15 protein-coding genes are annotated in these 17,180 nt (G+C 57.6%); 5 read left to right on the top strand and 10 right to left on the bottom strand.

The features are described 5' to 3' along the window. Positions 1 to 81: 81 nt before the first annotated feature. The 6 genes from ICI42_RS04570 to ICI42_RS04545 form a co-directional block, all read right to left on the bottom strand. Positions 82 to 813, bottom strand: coding sequence for an amino acid ABC transporter ATP-binding protein (locus ICI42_RS04570; RefSeq protein WP_188163316.1), 732 nt, complete (start codon positions 811 to 813; stop codon positions 82 to 84). After that, positions 794 to 1,447 carry an amino acid ABC transporter permease gene (locus ICI42_RS04565; RefSeq protein WP_188163315.1) on the bottom strand — a complete coding sequence of 218 codons (654 nt, stop codon included), beginning with the start codon at positions 1,445 to 1,447 and terminating at the stop codon, positions 794 to 796. The genes ICI42_RS04570 and ICI42_RS04565 overlap by 20 nt, the downstream gene beginning before the upstream one ends. Beyond that, entirely contained in the window at positions 1,447 to 2,151 is a 705-nt protein-coding gene (locus ICI42_RS04560) for an amino acid ABC transporter permease (protein WP_188163314.1), read from the bottom strand. Before ICI42_RS04560 ends, ICI42_RS04565 begins: the two co-directional genes overlap by 1 nt. Before the next feature lie 72 nt (positions 2,152 to 2,223). Continuing rightward, the gene (locus ICI42_RS04555; RefSeq protein ID WP_188163313.1) at positions 2,224 to 3,027 is read right to left on the bottom strand and encodes a transporter substrate-binding domain-containing protein; all 804 of its coding nucleotides are present in this window, start codon (positions 3,025 to 3,027) and stop codon (positions 2,224 to 2,226) included. A 66-nt stretch (positions 3,028 to 3,093) separates the two neighbouring features. Continuing rightward, positions 3,094 to 4,086 (bottom strand): 2-hydroxyacid dehydrogenase, encoded by a 993-nt coding sequence (locus ICI42_RS04550; protein ID WP_188163312.1) that lies wholly within the window; start codon positions 4,084 to 4,086, stop codon positions 3,094 to 3,096. A 20-nt stretch (positions 4,087 to 4,106) separates the two neighbouring features. Continuing rightward, entirely contained in the window at positions 4,107 to 4,862 is a 756-nt protein-coding gene (locus tag ICI42_RS04545; RefSeq protein WP_188163311.1) for a GntR family transcriptional regulator, read from the bottom strand. 168 nt (positions 4,863 to 5,030) lie between these two features. On the opposite strand from ICI42_RS04545, the gene ICI42_RS04540 reads away from it, so the two are divergent. Genes ICI42_RS04540 through ICI42_RS04525 form a run of 4 tightly spaced genes read left to right on the top strand, consistent with a single transcriptional unit; the run spans position 5,031 to position 8,568 of the window. Then, on the top strand, positions 5,031 to 6,230 hold the full coding sequence (locus ICI42_RS04540) for a mandelate racemase/muconate lactonizing enzyme family protein (RefSeq protein WP_188163310.1): 1,200 nt from the start codon (positions 5,031 to 5,033) through the stop codon (positions 6,228 to 6,230). Positions 6,231 to 6,241: 11 nt separating this feature from the next. After that, positions 6,242 to 7,012, top strand: a complete 771-nt coding sequence (locus ICI42_RS04535; protein ID WP_188163309.1) for an SDR family oxidoreductase — start codon at positions 6,242 to 6,244, stop codon at positions 7,010 to 7,012. 36 nt (positions 7,013 to 7,048) lie between these two features. Beyond that, on the top strand, positions 7,049 to 8,095 hold the full coding sequence (locus ICI42_RS04530) for an L-idonate 5-dehydrogenase (protein WP_188163308.1): 1,047 nt from the start codon (positions 7,049 to 7,051) through the stop codon (positions 8,093 to 8,095). Then, on the top strand, positions 8,092 to 8,568 hold the full coding sequence (locus ICI42_RS04525; protein WP_188163307.1) for an ureidoglycolate lyase: 477 nt from the start codon (positions 8,092 to 8,094) through the stop codon (positions 8,566 to 8,568). The genes ICI42_RS04530 and ICI42_RS04525 overlap by 4 nt, the downstream gene beginning before the upstream one ends. 206 nt (positions 8,569 to 8,774) lie before the next feature. On the opposite strand, the gene ICI42_RS04520 is transcribed toward ICI42_RS04525, so the two are convergent. Then, positions 8,775 to 10,670, bottom strand: a complete 1,896-nt coding sequence (locus tag ICI42_RS04520; protein WP_188163719.1) for a hybrid sensor histidine kinase/response regulator — start codon at positions 10,668 to 10,670, stop codon at positions 8,775 to 8,777. 388 nt (positions 10,671 to 11,058) lie between these two features. Between ICI42_RS04520 and ICI42_RS04515 the strand changes: the two genes are divergently transcribed. Continuing rightward, positions 11,059 to 12,291 carry a GGDEF domain-containing protein gene (locus ICI42_RS04515; RefSeq protein WP_188163306.1) on the top strand — a complete coding sequence of 411 codons (1,233 nt, stop codon included), beginning with the start codon at positions 11,059 to 11,061 and terminating at the stop codon, positions 12,289 to 12,291. A gap of 209 nt (positions 12,292 to 12,500) precedes the next feature. Here the strand turns inward: ICI42_RS04515 and ICI42_RS04510 are convergent, their stop codons facing one another. The 3 genes from ICI42_RS04510 to ICI42_RS04500 all read right to left on the bottom strand — a co-directional run bounded on the left by ICI42_RS04510 (position 12,501) and on the right by ICI42_RS04500 (position 17,084). After that, positions 12,501 to 14,726 carry a putative bifunctional diguanylate cyclase/phosphodiesterase gene (locus tag ICI42_RS04510; RefSeq protein ID WP_188163305.1) on the bottom strand — a complete coding sequence of 742 codons (2,226 nt, stop codon included), beginning with the start codon at positions 14,724 to 14,726 and terminating at the stop codon, positions 12,501 to 12,503. 149 nt (positions 14,727 to 14,875) lie between these two features. After that, positions 14,876 to 16,150, bottom strand: coding sequence for a phospholipase D-like domain-containing protein (locus tag ICI42_RS04505; RefSeq protein ID WP_188163304.1), 1,275 nt, complete (start codon positions 16,148 to 16,150; stop codon positions 14,876 to 14,878). Positions 16,151 to 16,403: 253 nt separating this feature from the next. Continuing rightward, entirely contained in the window at positions 16,404 to 17,084 is a 681-nt protein-coding gene (locus ICI42_RS04500) for a DUF1236 domain-containing protein (protein ID WP_188163303.1), read from the bottom strand. Positions 17,085 to 17,180: the final 96 nt, after the last annotated feature.

The raw sequence follows: 17,180 nt of genomic DNA, 5'->3' as shown, positions 1-17,180 counted from the left end.
AACAACCAACAAGATAGATTGCGGAGATTACCCCAAGCGTAGCGGCATGCTGTACCTGTCTCAGGACCTATCTAGAGCCGACTACTTCACGCCGCTCGCCAAAAAAGCCTGCAGCTCAGCTGTGGTTGGACGTTCGAAAAGCTCCTTCGACGGGCCGGCCTCCCATATTTTGCCCTGATGCATGAAGACGGTCAGATCGGCGACGCTGCGGGCGAAGCTCATTTCGTGCGTGACGAGCAGCATCGTCATCCCTTCTTTCGCAAGCTGCTCCATGACGAGCAGCACCTCGCCGGTCAGTTCCGGGTCGAGCGCGGAGGTCACCTCATCGAACAGCATCACTTTCGGCCGCATGGCGAGCGACCTTGCGATGGCCACGCGCTGTTGCTGGCCGCCGGACAGCATGTCGGGATAAGCGTCGAATTTTTCTAGCAACCCGACCTGCGAGAGGACCCGACGGGCAATGACTTCCGCATCCGCCGCTTTCACACCCTGGGTGATCCTGGGGGACAAAGTGATGTTCTGGCTGACGGTCAGATGCGGGAAAAGGTTGTAACTCTGAAAAACGATTCCGACATCCTTGCGCAGTTCGCGAAGCTTGGTCGGCTCCTGTTGTACGTCGTGGCCCGCAACCGTGATGCTCCCGGACTGAAACGCTTCAAGCCCGTTTATGCAACGCAGCATGGTGCTCTTGCCGGAACCACTCCGACCGATGATGGCGACCACCTGACCTGTATCGACGCTCAGCGAAACCCCCTTCAGGACCTCCAGGGCGCCATACCGCTTGTGGACTTGATCAATGGCTACGACCGACATGGAGCACCCTTTCGAGATAGCGGCTTAAACGCGACAGTGGAAAGCAGATGGCGAAATAGATGGCCGCGACGACCATGAAGACCTCGAACGGTCTGAACGTCGCGTTGTTGACCAGTTGCCCGGCGCGCGACAGTTCCACGAAACCGACGACGGAGACGATGGAGGTGTTCTTGACGAGTTGAACCAGGAAGCCGACCGTCGGCGGCAGGGAAATCCGCAGCGCCTGAGGCAGGATGATGTAACGATATTGCTGCGGTCGGGTCAGGGCAAGCGATGCGGAAGCCTCCCACTGTTGAGGGGGCACCGCCTGGATCGAACCCCGCCAGATTTCGGCGAGATAGGCCGACACATAGATCGACAGCGACACTGACGCTGCAAGCAGCGGCGGGATTTCAACTCCTGCGATCGACAGCCCGTAATAGGACATGAACAGGATCATCAGGACCGGAATGGACTGAATAACCAGGATGTAAATGGCGGCGATGTTGCGCAGCACGGCGTTGTTGGCAAGCCGCATGATGGCGAACGCCCCGCCGCCAATCGCGCCAAAGGCGAACGCGATGACGGTCAAAACGATCGACCAACCCGCCGAGCGCAACAGAAAAAGAAATTCGGGCCAACCGAAAGTCGACATCAGGCGATCCCTCCCTTGCTGGCGGTACTCAGGATGGAAACCACCTTCCTGTGGAACAGCCGATGGCCGAGCCAGATCAGGATAAGTTTGAGGACGAGGGCGAGCGCGAGATAGCTCAGCGTAACGACGATATAGGTCTCAAAGCTTCTGAACGTCCGTTGTTCGACTATCGCGGCAGCGCCTGACAGTTCGGGAACAGAGATGAACGAGCAGATGCTGGATGCGAGCAGCATCAGGACGAACTGGCTCGAGAGCGAAGGCCAAACCTTCGCGATGGCGGGCTTCAGGACAACGTAGCGGAACACCTGTATCCGGCTGAGCGCCAGGGAAAGGCCGGCCTCGATCTGCGACTTGTGGATCGAATCGACACCTGCGCGAATGATCTCGGTCGCATAGGCCGACAGGTTCAGCGTCATCGCCAGAAGCGCGGCCTGGGTGCCCGACATGCGAACTCCCATCAGCGGCAATCCGAAAAAGATCATGAAGAGCTGAATGAGGAAAGGCGTGTTGCGCAGAAGCTCGACATAGGCATCGACGCAACCGCGAACGAATTTATTCCCGAGGTTGCGTGTTGCCACCAGCAGTATCGCCAGGCCGCTGCCAAGCAAAATGGCGCTGGATGACAGGCCGATCGTCAACAGGATGCCACGTATGATCAGGTCGGACTCTGCGAATACCGACGCGAAATGAAGCGAGAATTCCATAGCTCACCCTTCTCCCAAGATTGCTGTCCGCAACCGAACCAAGCTGCCGGTCGCGGACAGTCACAGGTGCGACTAGAATGTCGGGAGTGGCGGCAGCGGCGTTCCGACCCATTTACGGGCAATGGCATCGAGCTCGCCGTTTTGCTTCATCATGTAGATGGCGTTGTTCAGCCATTGATGCAGTTCGAACGCGTTCTTGCGAACTGTCATCGAATTCGGCTGCATCGAGAAGAAGAACTTCACTTCGGTTGAGGTGTCCCCACGCGAGCGGATAGCCGCGTTCGACTGTGCGTCAGGGCCTGCGATTGCCTGGACCTGGCCGGAGAACAGAGCCTGCATCGTGGTCGCATCATCCTCGAACCTCAAAATTGTCAGGCCCAATTCCGTCTCACGATTGACGAACTCTTTTTCGACGCTCGATCCGCGATTGACGCCGACCGTCATCCCTTTCAGGTCCTCCCATGTTTTGATCTCGGCCGTCTTGGCGGCATAGATACCGACCTGGAAGGCGCTGTAAGGAATGGTGAACATGACCGCCTTGGCGCGTTCCGGAGTTGGAGCCAGCGTGGCCACCAGGAAATCGACCTTGCCGGATTCCAGTGCGGGGATACGCGAGGGCGGCGTTAGCTGAACCATGGTGACTGGCACACCGAGATATTTCCCGACCAGTTCGGCGACATCGGCGTCGTAGCCGATGGCATTGCCCTGTGCATCAACCGAGCCGAAGGGCGGCGCCCCGACCAAAACCCCGATCTTGACGGAACCGCGGCTGACGATTTCATCGACGCTTTGCGCGCTCGCAGAACCCGCCGCTACAATGCCGACGGATACCGCCAATATGGCAACCACTGATTTAACGGAATGTAAGAAGCTCATCACTCTCTCCCTTGTTTGCTGAGCTGGCGGTCGGAACCCCTTTTTGAGCCGACCGAAATTCGTCCCTTAACCCTGCCGGATTTCTTCTCTGACGACGTTCATGCAAGGGCTGCCCTCCAGCCGCCGGCTTACATTTTCTGCGATGGTCTTCTGACGGCGGCGAATGGTGCCGCTTGTCCAGCCGGACATGTGCGGCGTCATGACGATGTTATCGAGTTGATGAAACGGCAGCGACGATGGGTGTTTGGTGGATGCGTCCGCGCTCGGATAGGCATACCAGGTATCTATGACCGCGCCGCCTATCCGCTTTTCCCTGAGCGCATCGAAAAGCGCCTGCTCGTCGATTGTTGGACCGCGACCGACATTGAAGACAACGGCGTCGGCCTTCATGACGGAGAACGCCGCTGTGTCGACAATGCCGCGGGTGGACGGTGTCAACGGCACCGAAACGACGATGAAATCCGCCGTTGGCCAGAACTGCGCGAGATCTTCCAGCGTGAACGACTGATCGACCAGATCGGACGGCTCGACGCGGCTGCGGTTGGCAACGGTCACGCGCATGTCGAAGGCCTTGGCGCGCCGTGCGATAGCCTTGCCGATATGACCGAATCCGACCAGACCAACCGTCTTGCCCGACAACTCGCCATGCACACGGTGGAGTGCGCCGGACCAATAGGCCCATTCGCCGTTCCGAAGCTTGCGGTCGGCCGCTTCGAGCGGGACATGGCGGCTCAGCATGGCCGCAAAAACATATTCTGCGATCGCCGGATCGTGGCCAAAGCAATTGCAGACCACCGCGCTATCCGGAAGCAAGGAGAGGTCGACCGCATCGTAACCGGCGCCGGGCACGTGAAACAGCGAGAGGTTCCTTGGCATCGGCAGCGATGCATCGAATTTGACGCCGACGATGAATTCGGCTTCCGCGTAAATCCTGCGCTCCGCCTCGGTGCTTAGCACATCAGGAAGAATGGCAATGTCGCCTATTCCCGCGACCTGACCGGCGAAATCCTGGCTGAAACACGCGGCGTTCTCACCATGGAAAACGATCCTCGGCGACATATGACGTCCTCCCTAGAAACTTAAAGCTTGAAAATCGGCTCGATGCTGCAATCGAGCAGGCGCGGATCAACGCCTGCCTCCATCTCGTAAAACATCGATTCAACGAATCCGATCAAAGCGTCGGTTGCCGCCAAGGCGGTATCGAGATGTCGGTTCGCCACAGCGTTCAGCACCGACAGGTGACAGTCCACAGTCCGGGTCAGGTCGGACGTTCCAAGCGTATGCGTGTGATGGATGAAGCCGATGCGCCGGTAGATGGTGTGCAGCGGGCGCAGCGTGTGGACGAGGAACGGCTCACCGGCTGCGGAAAGAAGGATCTCGTCGATCCGACGGTCCAGCACATTGAATTCAGCCAAGGTAATAGCGCTGCGCCTTTCTTTCAGTGCGCGCTCGATATGCAGCATCTGGTTACGGTGTGAGAGGCTGGCCCGCTCGATAGCGAGCTTGACAACGAAACGCTCCACATCGCGCCGCAACTGCAACAGCAAACGCTCTCTTGACAGATCGATGGGCGCAACCTTGAGGCCATGGCGCGGCACAATGACGAGCAACGTATCGGCGGCCAGCCGGCTGACGGCATTGTGGACAGGCGTGCGGCCGAGGCCGGTCATGTCCTGTAATTCCTGAAGCGTCAGTTGCCGACCAGGCTTTAGCTCGCAATTGACCAGCAGATTCTCGATCCGCTGATAAGCGAGCTCAAGAAAATTCACCCGATTTGCTCTGGCTGGTTGTCCGCCATCGACCACCAGTTGAGGCTTATTCTTCGTCTTGGCCATGAACGGTCTCCTCCCCTCACGACTGCAAACAGCTGTCTACGTTCGAAATGTTTTTAAACATGTTGTGAAATTTTACAAGCGATATTATCGTAGCGGTCGGGTGGAGCGAGGCGCGTTGGTCAACCGGCCTACAGGGTTCAGGCATCGTCTCGGCAGCAGGAGGAATGAATGAAGATAGTTTCGCTCGAAACGTTGCGGACCGACGAGTTCGCCAATGTGTTGTGGGTGCGTGTTCACACCGATGCCGGGGTGATCGGCCTCGGTGAGACTTTTTACGGCGCCGGCGCCGTCGAGGCTCACATTCACGACACCCTGGCGATGCGCCTTTTGGGCAAGAACCCGCTGAACATCGAGGCTCTCCATAGGGAAATGACCAACCTGCCCATGGCCCAGGCATCCACTGGCGTGGAATCGCGGGCCACATCCGCCATCGACATCGCGCTCTGGGATCTGTTTGGCAAAGTGTGCTCGCAGCCGGTGCACCAGATGCTGGGAGGCCTTTGCCGCGACAAGCAGCGGGTCTACAATACCTGCGCCGGGTACAAATACGTCCGCTCACAGAACATCAAGCCGGTATCCACATGGAATCTGGGCGATGTCAGCGGTCCTTACGAAGATCTGGACGGCTTCATGAACCGCGCCGACGCTGTCGCGGAAAGCCTGCTGGAAAGCGGAATTACCGCCATGAAGATATGGCCGTTCGACCCGGCCGCCATCGAGAACCACGGCTTGCATATCACACCTGAGCAGATGAAAAAGGCGATCGAGCCGTTCGAAAAAATCCGCAAGGCGGTCGGCGACAAGATCGAGATCATGGTCGAGTTCCATTCGCTCTGGAACCTTCCGACCGCCATCAAGATCGCGCGAGCACTCGAGCCGTACAGCCCGACATGGTACGAAGACCCGATCCGCATGAACTCTCCACAGGCGCTGGCGGAGTTTGCACGCTCGACGACGGTTTCGGTCTGCGCGAGCGAGACGCTCGGGTCCCGCTTCCCTTATAAGGACATGCTCGACCGGGATGCCATGCACATCGTCATGGCGGACCTTTGCTGGACCGGCGGGTTGACCGAAGGGCGCAAGATCGCCGCTATGGCCGACACCTATCATCGGCCGTTCGCTCCTCATGACTGCATCGGTCCGGTCGGCTTCATCGCAGCGATCCATGCCTCGTTCAGTCAACCAAATACGCTGATCCAGGAATCGGTACGGGCTTTCTATACCGGCTGGTACAAGGAGCTTGTCGATACGATCCCGGTGATCGAGGACGGCTATGTCCTGCCGATGGAAGGCCCCGGACTCGGCGTCGATCTTTTGCCCCAGGTTTTCGAACGGCAGGATTTGCACGTTCGTCGCAGTTCGCTTTGAAGGAGGCAGACATGACCACCTTTCCACTATTTAGCCTTCACGGCCGCACAGCTCTCGTGACCGGTTCCTCCCGCGGCCTGGGACGGGCCATGGCCGAGGGCCTGGCCGCCGCTGGCGCTCGCCTCATCATCAACGGAACCAATTCCACCCGTGTTGCAGAGGCGGTTTCGGCCCTGCGGGACTCCGGCCATTCAGCCGATGGCGCCACGTTCGACGTCAATTCCGAAGCGGAAATCGTCGCCGCATTTCAGCGTTTCGACGCTGAAGGAATTGCAATCGACATTCTCATCAACAATGCCGGCATTCAGTTTCGCAAGCCCATGGTCGATCTCGCGACCGCCGACTGGCAGCGTGTGATCGACACCAATCTGACCAGCGCGTTTGTGATCGGCCGCGAGGCGGCGACGCGCATGATCTCCCGCGGTCGCGGCAAAATCATCAATATCGGGTCCCTGACGAGCGAACTCGCCCGCGCGACTGTTGCGCCCTACACCGTCGCGAAAGGCGGCATCAAAATGCTGACCCGCGCCATGGCGGCGGAATGGGCCCAGCACGGCATCCAGGCCAATGCCATCGGTCCCGGCTATATGCTGACCGACATGAACCAGGCCCTGGTCGACAACCCCGAATTCGATGCGTGGGTCAAGGGGCGTACCCCAGCGAAGCGCTGGGGCCGACCGGAGGAACTGGTGGGGACCGCGGTCTTCCTGGCCTCGAGCGCGTCCGACTATGTCAATGGGCAGATCATCTATGTCGATGGCGGCATGTCGGTCGTGCTCTGAGAGCGCTTGAAGACTGGACACCCAAGGGAGGAGAACATGCGGGGCATTGTCATACACGCGCCGAAGGATCTGCGGGTCGAAGAGGTCGCCTCATCGGGCCTAGCGCCTGAAGAGGTGAGGGTGAAGGTCGCAGCAGGGGGAATCTGCGGATCAGATCTTCACTACTATCACCATGGCGGATTCGGGACCGTCCGACTTCGCGAGCCGATGGCGCTCGGCCATGAATTCGCGGGCGTGGTCAGCGAGATCGGCGGCGCCGTTTCACATTTGGTGCCGGGGATGCGTGTTTCGGTCAATCCGGGCCTGCCTTGCGGCATCTGTCGCTATTGCGTCGAAGGACGCCAGAACCAGTGTCTCGACATGCGCTTCATGGGGAGCGCCATGCGATCGCCGCATGTGCAAGGCGGTTTCCGGGAAATCGTTACGGTCCATCATTCGCAGCCGGTTCCCATTGCCGATACGCTGTCGATGGGCGAAGCGGCGATGGCTGAGCCGTTGGCGGTATGCCTGCATGCGGCGCGGCAAGCCGGTCCACTGCTGGGCAAAAACGTGTTGATCACCGGCGCCGGGCCCATCGGCGCCCTGAGCGTCCTTGTGGCCCGATTTGCCGGCTCGGCGCGTATCGTAGTGACCGACGTTGCGGATGCGCCGCTTGCCATCGCCCGTCGAACTGGTGCGAACCAGGCGATCAACGTCGCAAGAGACGCTGAGATGCTTGAGCCTTATCGAGCCGACAAAGGTTTTTTCGACGTGCTGTTCGAGGCATCAGGCAATCAGGCAGCTCTTGCCGACGCGTTGCACCTGCTTCGGCCGAGCGGCATCATCGTCCAGCTCGGCCTCGGCGGGGAGATGACGCTCCCCATAAACACCATCGTCGCCAAGGAATTGCAGCTTCGAGGGACCTTTCGTTTTCACAGTGAGTTCGCTCAGGCTGTCGATCTGATGGGGCAAGGTCTCATCGACGTGAAGCCGTTGATCACTGCGACATTGCCGTTCACTGAGGCTAGGGACGCCTTCGAGCTTGCCAGCGACCGCTCCCAAAGCATGAAGGTCCAGCTGGATTTCGGCGGAGGCCTGCATTGAACCACCTGCTCGCAGCGCAACTTACCGAAGAGGCTTTTCGGCCCTTCGGCACGGTTTCCGACGTGTCCGACCTGACAGGATTGCTGACGATCCACGCGGCTTACGAGGCGGGCGAGCCAGCGTCTGAACCTGTTCTTCAACTCGTCAAGATTGAGAGCATCCCGCAGCCGCTGACGATTGTCCGCCTCGAAATCCATCCCCATTCGGCGCAGACCTTTCTGTCGCTAGACATGGCGCCGTCGCTCGTCGTGGTTTGCGAACCCAATGCTGCGGGAGAGCCGGATCTGGCCACGGCAAGAGCTTTTATCGCTCGCCCTACACAGGTCGTCACCTATAATCGCGGCGTCCTGCACCATCGTCTGACGCCACTGAAAACACCCGCTGTTTTTGCGATGACAATGATGCATTCATCAGACGGAGACACGGTCGTTTTTGATCTGCAAGAGCCTATCGCCGTGGCATGGCCCGATTGAAACGCTCAGGTCACAGGCGATTAGAAATGTTCGTAAGCTGGCAAGTTCGCTAACGCGTACATCACACTTGTGCGACAGACAATGCTACGGTCTGAATAGCCCCGCACGAACGGCCGCGAAGATCGCCTATCCCCTTTGGGCATAAATGAAGCCAGCATCATGGGCCGATGGTACGACAAAATCGCTGGCCAAATTCAGTTGCCCATTTAATCAATTCCCTCCACTGCCGCCAATGCGTCGTTCAATTGCGCTTGGGTAAAGGGTTTAGAGAGCCGCCTCAGATCGCCGCCTTCTCCACCTGGTAACTCAGCATACCCAGTGGCGATAATGACTTTCATCTCCGGGTAGCGCTCGAGCACCTGCCGAGCCAATTCTGCGCCCGTCATGTGAGGCATCGCATGGTCTGTGATCATGACGTCCGGAACTTGACCCTGTTCGAGCAGCCGGAGTGCCTCTCCCGCTGAGTTTGCCTCGATCACCCTGTGCCCGAGGTCCTCAAGCATCAGGGTCGTGTTCATCAACACGAGGCTGTCGTCGTCTACAGCCATGACCGCGAGGTGCCGCAGTGCAGCCCCCGTCGAGGCCCGGTTGACAGGTTCGGGCGTCACGTTTGCTTCGGCGACCGGGAGCCAAAGCTCCGCGGTAGTGCCCTCACCCGGCTTCGAGCTAAGGATCAACCGCCCCCCAGACTGGGCCATCAATCCCTGCACCATAGGCAATCCCAAGCCTGTGCCCTTGCCGACACCCTTTGTCGTGAAGAACGGCGTCGTCGCTTTTTCGAGTGTCTCAGCATCCATCCCCTCGCCCTCGTCTTTTACGGTGAGGCAAACATATTCACCGGCTGCAAGCTCGGGAATCTGTTTCGACCTTAAGGAATGCTTGTGGGCTGAGATGGTGATCACCCCGCCACCTGGCATCGCGTCGCGGGCATTGACCACAAGGTTCAAGAGCGCGCTCTCGAGCTGGTTTGGATCGGATGAAACCGGCGGCAGAGAAAGGGGGAATGCCGTGTTGATCTCTATCGTGGGACCGATGGAACGTTGCAGAAACTCGGTCGTCTCCATGACGAGGGCGGGTACATCCACCGCCTCAAATTTGAGGTCCTGCTTGCGGGAAAATGCCAGCAACCTCTGCGTCAAAGAAGCGCCGCGCTTCGCGCCGGTAATCGCGTTCTCGATCAGGCTGACAACGTTCTGCCCTTCGAGGGCCCGCTTATGGGCAATTTCCAGACTTCCGAGGATCGCCATAAGAAGATTGTTGAAGTCGTGCGCGATACCGCCGGTCAATTGTCCGACGGCTTCCATTTTCTGAGCTTGGAAGAGCTCCTGCTGCGCTTGATCGAGTGCCTGCTGGGCCTGGCGTTTCTCGGTGATGTCCCGCGTCACCTTGGCGAAACCGACGAGCTTGCCGTCTTCGAGGTGAATTGCGTCGATGATGATGTTCGCCCAGAACCGAGTGCCATCCTTTCGAAGCCTCCATCCCTCCTTTTCGAAGCGTCCTTCCTTGGCCGCGATCTCCAAAGCCTTCTGCGGCAGCCTCGCTGCCCGGTCCTCCTCGGTATAGAAGCGTGAGAAATGCTGGCCGATGATTTCCTCCGGTTCGTAGCCCTTGATGCGCCGGGCCCCCGCGTTCCAGCTTGAGACGTTACCTTCCAGGTCAAGCATGTAGATGGCGTAGTCCGTCACGCCCTGGACCAACAGGCGGAATTGCTCCTCGCTGCGCTTCAACTCCTCTTCGGCAAGCTTTCTTTCGGACAGGTCGCGGGTGATCTTGGCGAAGCCAAGCAGTTGACCATGCTGGTCACGAATTGCGTCAATGACGACGTGGGCCCAGAACTTCTCACCGTCTTTGCGGACGCGCCAACCCTCAGCTTCAAACCGCCCATTTGCTCTGGCAGTCGAAAGCGCTTTGGCTGGAACACCGTTGGCCAAGTCTTCCGGTGTGTAAAAGCGGGAAAAATGCTCTCCGAGGATCTCGGGTTCGGTATAGCCTTTGAAACGTTGTGCACCTGCGTTCCAACTCGCAACGCGGCCTTCCGTGTCAAGCATGTAGATGGCATATTCGCTGATAGCATCGACGAGAAGGCGATATCGCTCTTCCATGGAGGCAGTCTGAAGCGCGGCGACTTGTGCGGTCAAATAATCCTCCTCTCAGAAACGAGTTCTCTCGCCCGTGCAGATGTAAACGGTCCTCGCATCCAGACAAGAACTTTAATGGGATGTTGAGCGACAGGGACTTTTGCGCTGTTGCGCGCGCCCGTTTGTTGCGAGCACTTGACTAAGTGCTCTGGGAACAAATCGGCCATGTTTTGCCTTGGAGCGGAGCCCAAGCAAGCTTGGAGTCCGATGGCGCTGGAAATGGAATCATTCGTGCAGTTCTCTTCTCATTCAATACCGCCTGCCTTGTCTAGAATCCTTTCTTCCCTAAATTGGTCGCATGGCCGCTGATCATCATGACAAACGTCCTTTCACTTCGGACGGAGTTCGGTCGATGCACTTCCAAAACAGGTTGAACCCAGAGCTTGCCACACGGGTCGAGAGCCTGTTAGGCGGTCGCACGCGGGACATCCGGCTTGATGGGGAACTTGCCCGCCATTTCCGCGAGCGCTCCTGGCGGCAGGCCGCCAAAATCATTCGAGCATGGATGATCTGGGTGATACTGCTCGATGTTCTCACGCTGGGACTAAATGCTGTATTGCTGCCCGGCCACGCTGTTGCGCCCATGGCTCTTCCCGCCTCAATTCTTCCCCCGGCAGCCCTTGGCGCCGCTATACTGTTTCGCAAGCCGCGCGGACAGTGGCTGGAGGGAGCGGTGCTCCTGACGAGCATGTTCTTCATTCTGCTGTCCGTAGCACTCGTCGGCGTCAGTGCTGGCGGCGAATTTTATGAGCGGCACCTGACGATCATGCTCTTTGTCGCTGTCACCGCCATTGTCATCTTTCCCATTCCGCTGCTCTGGGCAACAGCGATCGGCGCTTTTGCGCTTGGGCTGTACCTGGTGTTCCAACTGCGCAATCCGGACATCGAAGCGGGAAGTGCTCTGGCAGGAACCTTGTTTTTCGCCAGCGGTATTGCTGCTACTATCGTAGCCCGCCGCACGGCAACCATCTTAGCGCAGAAGACATTTCTGCTTGAATTGCGGGACCGAAGCCGGCTCGCTGACCTCACCTATGCGAATGCACGGCTCGAACTGATGGCGAGAACGGACCCCCTCACCGGCGTTGCAAACAGGCGCTCCATGACGGAAGCACTCGAACGCTTCTGGAACGAGGGCGGGGCGCATCAGGACGGAGTCGCAATCCTGATGTGCGATATCGACGATTTCAAGCGCCTCAACGACAACCTTGGCCATGCCGAAGGCGACCGAAGTCTGGTGAAAGTCGCCGGGATCATCCAGAGCTGTATGAGGGACGATGGAGATCATGTTGCCCGCTATGGCGGTGAAGAATTCCTTATTTTCCTCCCTCGGACTGGACAACAAGAAGCTGAGGGAATCGCCGAACGGATTCGCGGCCGAGTAGAGGCCGCATCGCTTCCAAACCCCACTTCAAGTGTCGTCCCCTATGTCACTCTGAGCATCGGGGTGGCCATCATGCTGCAAAGCGAGCCGCTGTCGATGACGGAACTTCAGCGCCAAGCAGATGCCGCGCTCTATCTTGCAAAAAGAGACGGCAGGAACCGCGTAGTCGTATATTCTTCTGAGCTCGATCAGACAAAGCGTTAGGTTGCGGTTGTAACAATCGGGCGGCTAGCGCTGCGTGCAAAGCACTGCGGGCCAACTGCCGCGCCAAGCCGATGTCGTCCTGGCCAGGTCAGGCGTCTGGTTCGCTCAGGTACACTTCACATTGGCCAGTGGTGATCGCCAACACCCTACTATGGGCAAACGGACCTTGGGCATCTCGCCAAATTCTAGCAACCCCATCAAATCGGTCGCTATCCCTCTATTCGAGAACTTTTAGATTCGGCGGCCGCGGACTGCCTCTTGCCTAGCATTGCGATGATCTGGTCGGCAGATATCGGCCGAGAAAGAAGGTATCCCTGCAACTCGTCACATCCAATCTGAGTCAGGGTTTTCTGTTGATCGGTTGTTTCCACACCTTCGGCAGTCACCACCATGTCCATGGCACGGCCGAGGTCGACAATCGATTTGATGATGCTCTCGATCTGTGGGTCAGTGCCCAACAACGCCGTGAAGGACTGATCGATCTTCAGCTTGTCTATGCCGTGAGTGCGCAGGTAACTGATGGAAGAGTAGCCAGTTCCGAAATCGTCAAGCGCAATTTGGATTCCATCGGCTCGAAGCTCGCGGAGGGTTGTTTGAATAAGGTGAGAATTTTGAAGCAATAGACCTTCCGTGATCTCTATTTGCAGACGCGCCGCTGGAAAACCTATTTCCTTCAAGATGGCGCGCACGCTATCGGCGAAGCGCTCGTTGCGAAATTGCAGTGGCGAAACGTTGACCGCGACCCATGGAAGGGTTGTTCCAGATGCAAATGAGCATGCAGACCGCATGACCCAGAGGCCCAATTGGTCGATCAGGCCACGCTCTTCCGCCAGGCCGATGAAGGCATCGGGCGCCATGCGGCCACGGGTTGGATGGTTCCAGCGGATCAGGGCTTCGGCACCGGCGAGACCACCGCCTACGGTGTGGAAGACAGGCTGGTAGACCAGTTGCAGGCCTTGGCCGGTGGCGAGCGCGGCGCGCAGATCAATTTCCAGCATGCGGCGCTCCTGCACGGCATCGTCCAGCTCGCCCGCAAAAAGCTGATACCGCCCCCTCCCGCTACTTTTGGCTTCATAAAGCGCTATATCGGCCTGCCGCATCAAATCCACAGCACTAACCGAGGGATTGGCGGTAACGATGACGCCCACGCTGGCTCCTACCGAAGCCTCGACACCGGCGATCGGAACCGGATCGGCAAACACATCCACCACTTTCTGGCTCAGCGCCTCGGCGGAAGCGACGTTGGGAGGCTGAAACTGGATAATGGCGAATTCATCACCACCGAGGCGTGCAACCGTATCCACTTCGTCCACAAGGCCGGCCAAGCGTTGCGCGCCATACCGTATGAGTTCGTCGCCGGCTTGGTGACCAAGAGTATCGTTAACATGCTTGAATCGATCCAGATCGATGTAGTGCAGCGCAATCATCGAGCCGGTCCGACGCATGTTCGCCAGCGCCTGCTCAAGACGGTCTTCAAACAGGGCGCGATTTGGAATGCTCGTCAATGGGTCATGGAAGGCGAGGAAGGAAGCCTTCTCCTTGGTATCTTCGAGCAGATTGGAGGTGCGTTGAAGGCGCCGGAGCAAAAACGTCACAGCGATGATGGCTGCTAAAATCCCGGCGGCCAACACCGGCGCTGTTTCCTTGATAAAGCTCGACGCGGGCTTCTCAGGTGCCCAGTTAAAGAAGCCGATAATACTCCCATTCTTTGCAAGAATTGGTGTGCCGAGGCGATCGCCTTCGGTGGCCAAGGTTTCCTCGAAACTAAGGTCCCACAATTCCGTGCGCTTGCGCATCTCCGAAAGAAGCGCCCCGTTTAGGAGACGTGTCGAAATCATAACATATTCAGTGCCTGGAGTTTGCCGCACCGCATTGGTGTCCGGCACTATCGGCCGAACGCTCACAACTGCCGCAGCGCCTGAACCGAGGCGCAGGTATTCCAGTATGCCTAGCCCGGTAATAGCCTCAGTTGAATCGTCCAGACCTGCGGAGGCTTGGGCCATTTGTGCGCGTAGAGAAACGACCAACGGCAATAAAGCCGGAAGCTCTCTTTCGTAAACGTCTTTCCTCATTTCGCCGCCGCGTTCGGTGGCTCGCACGACCTTGTTGCTAGCGTCAAAAAGAAAGATCTGATCGTGATCAAAATGGCTGCTCATCCATTCAGCCAGATTGTCTTTGATCCAGGATGTGTTGTTGCTGCGGAGATTGATTACAGCATCATCCCAGATAACCGAGCTGTTCTGCTCTACCGGAATGCGTTCGGCCAATTCGGTGAGTTCGTTATGAACCGACCGCGTTTCTCTTGCTATGGATCGGCCGTCAATTCTTGAGGCCGCCCACCATCCAAAAGAGCCAAGTACAGCCACCAGAAGGATAGCGAAGATATAGGAAAGTCCCGTTATCTGGTTTGCAAGTGATGTTGTTGGGGCTCTCATCGCCGCATATCCTCCACTCTGAAAGTGGTACACCGTCGAAGGCTAACAACATATCAATCTCTGGAGCCGATCGCGTTTTCCAATGCAGGACTGGAACCGGTGTCGAAAGATGTTTTTCCAATCAGCGGACCCTACCGCCTATCGGACACCTAAAGCTGCGTCCTTAGCAAGCTTGCCATCCAATCCGAAAACTGATCCCAGACCGAGCGGTTCTCCCAATCCTGAAAACTAATCTCCCGCGTTCGCTGTAGGTCGTGGTTGAAAATCGCAATCTGCTTCCGCGCGAAATCTTGGTCGTAAACATTCAAGATTGCTTCGTCGTTCAACCTCAATGATCTTTCGTCGAAATTGGCCGAGCCAATAATGGCCAGTTGCTCGTCTGCAATAATCACCTTCGTATGGTACATTGTCGGCTGATACTCATGAATACGGATGCCTGCCTTGAGCAGCCGTCCCCATAAATGGCGTGAAGCACGACGCGCCATTGGAACGTCATTATTGTCGCCAGGGACAATGACATCGACTTTCACGCCACGCCGGCGCAGATCGAGCAATTGCTTGATCGCGACCTCATCGGGCACGAAGTAAGCCATTGCGATGCGGACGTGGCTCGTGGACGCTGCCAAGGTCATGAGCAACATCTGGTGCATTGAGCTCGATCCGCCGCTCGGCGACGACTTTATGTGCTGGGCAACAACGGCGCCATGGCTAGGATGCTGTGGATAGAACTTGGCCCCCTGCAGCACCTCATTGCTTGCCTCAAGCCAATTCTCTGCAAAAGCCGCCTGCATGTCTGACACAACAGGACCTTTGACGAGGTAATGGTTGTCACGCCATTGGGTCGGGGCTTCGGCATTGCCCAGCCACTCATCGCCAATCCCAACGCCTCCTGTGAAACCCACTGTTCCATCAACGATGAGTAGTTTTCTGTGAGTTCGGTTGTTCAGTCGATCGATCGAATACCAGTGAAGAGGACGAAAACGGTGAACTATGACGCCGGCATCTTCCATGATGTCGATCAGACGCTGATCGAAGGGTATTGATCCTGCCCAATCGAGAAGCACTCGAACCGCGACGCCATCGCGAGCCTTGTCGGCGAGAGCTTTGGCGAAGACTTCCGCAATCTCGCCAGACCAATATATGTAGGTCAGAAAATTGATCGTCTCTTTTGCCTCGGCGATTGCTTCGAGCATCGCCGGAAAAATGACATCGCCGTTGACCAGCGTAACGATTTCATGGCCAGCTTCTATGTTTGACCCGTATACGCTTTTCGTCGTCTGTAAAAAGTGCCGGTCTGACAGAGCAATCTCGTGTGGGATCGGATCGCGCACCTCGCGGCGTTCCGGCAGGATATTGAGCGCCAAGAGTATCAAAGCTGAAGCAAGCGCGAACGCGGTTAAAATCTTCAAAATGGAGCGGATCACTTCCGACTCCTGATCGTGCAGACGTAACCCTTGTACTCGTTCATCTTCATCGCATCGCGCAAGACGCTCGCAGCATCTCGCCTGCTGCCAGTCGCTGTGGTTCTTTGGTATCTGCCAAGACTAAAGTGACACCCGAGATTCGCCCTATCCGGAGTCTATCCGGCTACACTGTTCATTCAAAGTGACAACGTTAACGCTCGACATACTGTAAGAGCGGCTCCCCCGCGATGGGGGAGCCGCCATGATTCACGTCTCAGCGAACGACGTAAACAATCTGTCGAGTTTTTCCATCTACCAAAACGGGCTGTCCGTTTACGTAAACATATCGGTATTCATAGTCGGGAACGTCATAGAGCTTGACGTTCTCGGGAAGGCTGGCTCCGACAACCGCCTCGCCATCCAGATAGACGACGTCCTGCTTGTTGCTTGTCACATACGTCCTTACATTTTGCGGCGGATCAATGACTGTGCCGGTCGCACCGCCGGCGACAACACCAGCCGCACCTCCGACAGCGGCGCCAACGGGGCCACCGATAATGGCTCCGGCAACCGCGCCGGTGATTCCGCCAGCGACCGCACCGGTGTCGCCGCCGCCCTTATTGGCAGGGGCCTCTACGACCTTGACGCCGGAGTCCGCTGGGCGCTGTGTCAACACAACCTGAGAACCACCGAATTCACCAACCAGATAGTCGGAATACACCCAGCCTTCGCCCGTTGCGGTTGTAACGGAACACCACTTGCCGCTTTCCAGGCAACCGTTCAGCGGTGCCGCTTGGCCTGCCCCAATCATGCCCACAACCGGATAGTTCGGCCCAGGACCACTACGAACATTCAGGTCTGTTGAGGCCGTCACCGAGGATTGAGCCATTGCCACATTGCCCATACATGAAAGAAGAACTCCAGCGGCGAACGTGGTGGTGAGAAGCTTGATCATTTTGAAATCTCCTAATGTCCCATCGGCACCACAACGAGCCCTTGGCAACCGCGTTCCTAAAAAATCTTGTCATAGGACCTAGGTCTGATGGAACGT

The sequence above is a fragment of the Oryzicola mucosus genome, from assembly GCF_014534685.1.
GTDB lineage: Bacteria > Pseudomonadota > Alphaproteobacteria > Rhizobiales > Rhizobiaceae > Oryzicola > Oryzicola mucosus.
Note: the sequence above shows the minus strand (reverse complement) of the source record. Positions and strands in the feature narration are given on the sequence as shown.

What these genes read in the sequence shown, in the direction of transcription:
- ICI42_RS04550 (WP_188163312.1), bottom strand. Translation starts at nt 4,086, where the DNA reads ATGTCGCCGAGGATCGTTTTCCATGGTGAGAACGCCGCGTGTTTCAGC.
- ICI42_RS04530 (WP_188163308.1), top strand. Translation starts at nt 7,049, where the DNA reads ATGCGGGGCATTGTCATACACGCGCCGAAGGATCTGCGGGTCGAAGAG.
- ICI42_RS04570 (WP_188163316.1), bottom strand. Translation starts at nt 813, where the DNA reads ATGTCGGTCGTAGCCATTGATCAAGTCCACAAGCGGTATGGCGCCCTG.
- ICI42_RS04535 (WP_188163309.1), top strand. Translation starts at nt 6,242, where the DNA reads ATGACCACCTTTCCACTATTTAGCCTTCACGGCCGCACAGCTCTCGTG.
- ICI42_RS04560 (WP_188163314.1), bottom strand. Translation starts at nt 2,151, where the DNA reads ATGGAATTCTCGCTTCATTTCGCGTCGGTATTCGCAGAGTCCGACCTG.
- ICI42_RS04555 (WP_188163313.1), bottom strand. Translation starts at nt 3,027, where the DNA reads ATGAGCTTCTTACATTCCGTTAAATCAGTGGTTGCCATATTGGCGGTA.
- ICI42_RS04540 (WP_188163310.1), top strand. Translation starts at nt 5,031, where the DNA reads ATGAAGATAGTTTCGCTCGAAACGTTGCGGACCGACGAGTTCGCCAAT.
- ICI42_RS04510 (WP_188163305.1), bottom strand. Translation starts at nt 14,726, where the DNA reads ATGAGAGCCCCAACAACATCACTTGCAAACCAGATAACGGGACTTTCC.
- ICI42_RS04545 (WP_188163311.1), bottom strand. Translation starts at nt 4,862, where the DNA reads ATGGCCAAGACGAAGAATAAGCCTCAACTGGTGGTCGATGGCGGACAA.
- ICI42_RS04500 (WP_188163303.1), bottom strand. Translation starts at nt 17,084, where the DNA reads ATGATCAAGCTTCTCACCACCACGTTCGCCGCTGGAGTTCTTCTTTCA.
- ICI42_RS04520 (WP_188163719.1), bottom strand. Translation starts at nt 10,670, where the DNA reads ATGGAAGAGCGATATCGCCTTCTCGTCGATGCTATCAGCGAATATGCC.
- ICI42_RS04565 (WP_188163315.1), bottom strand. Translation starts at nt 1,447, where the DNA reads ATGTCGACTTTCGGTTGGCCCGAATTTCTTTTTCTGTTGCGCTCGGCG.
- ICI42_RS04515 (WP_188163306.1), top strand. Translation starts at nt 11,059, where the DNA reads ATGCACTTCCAAAACAGGTTGAACCCAGAGCTTGCCACACGGGTCGAG.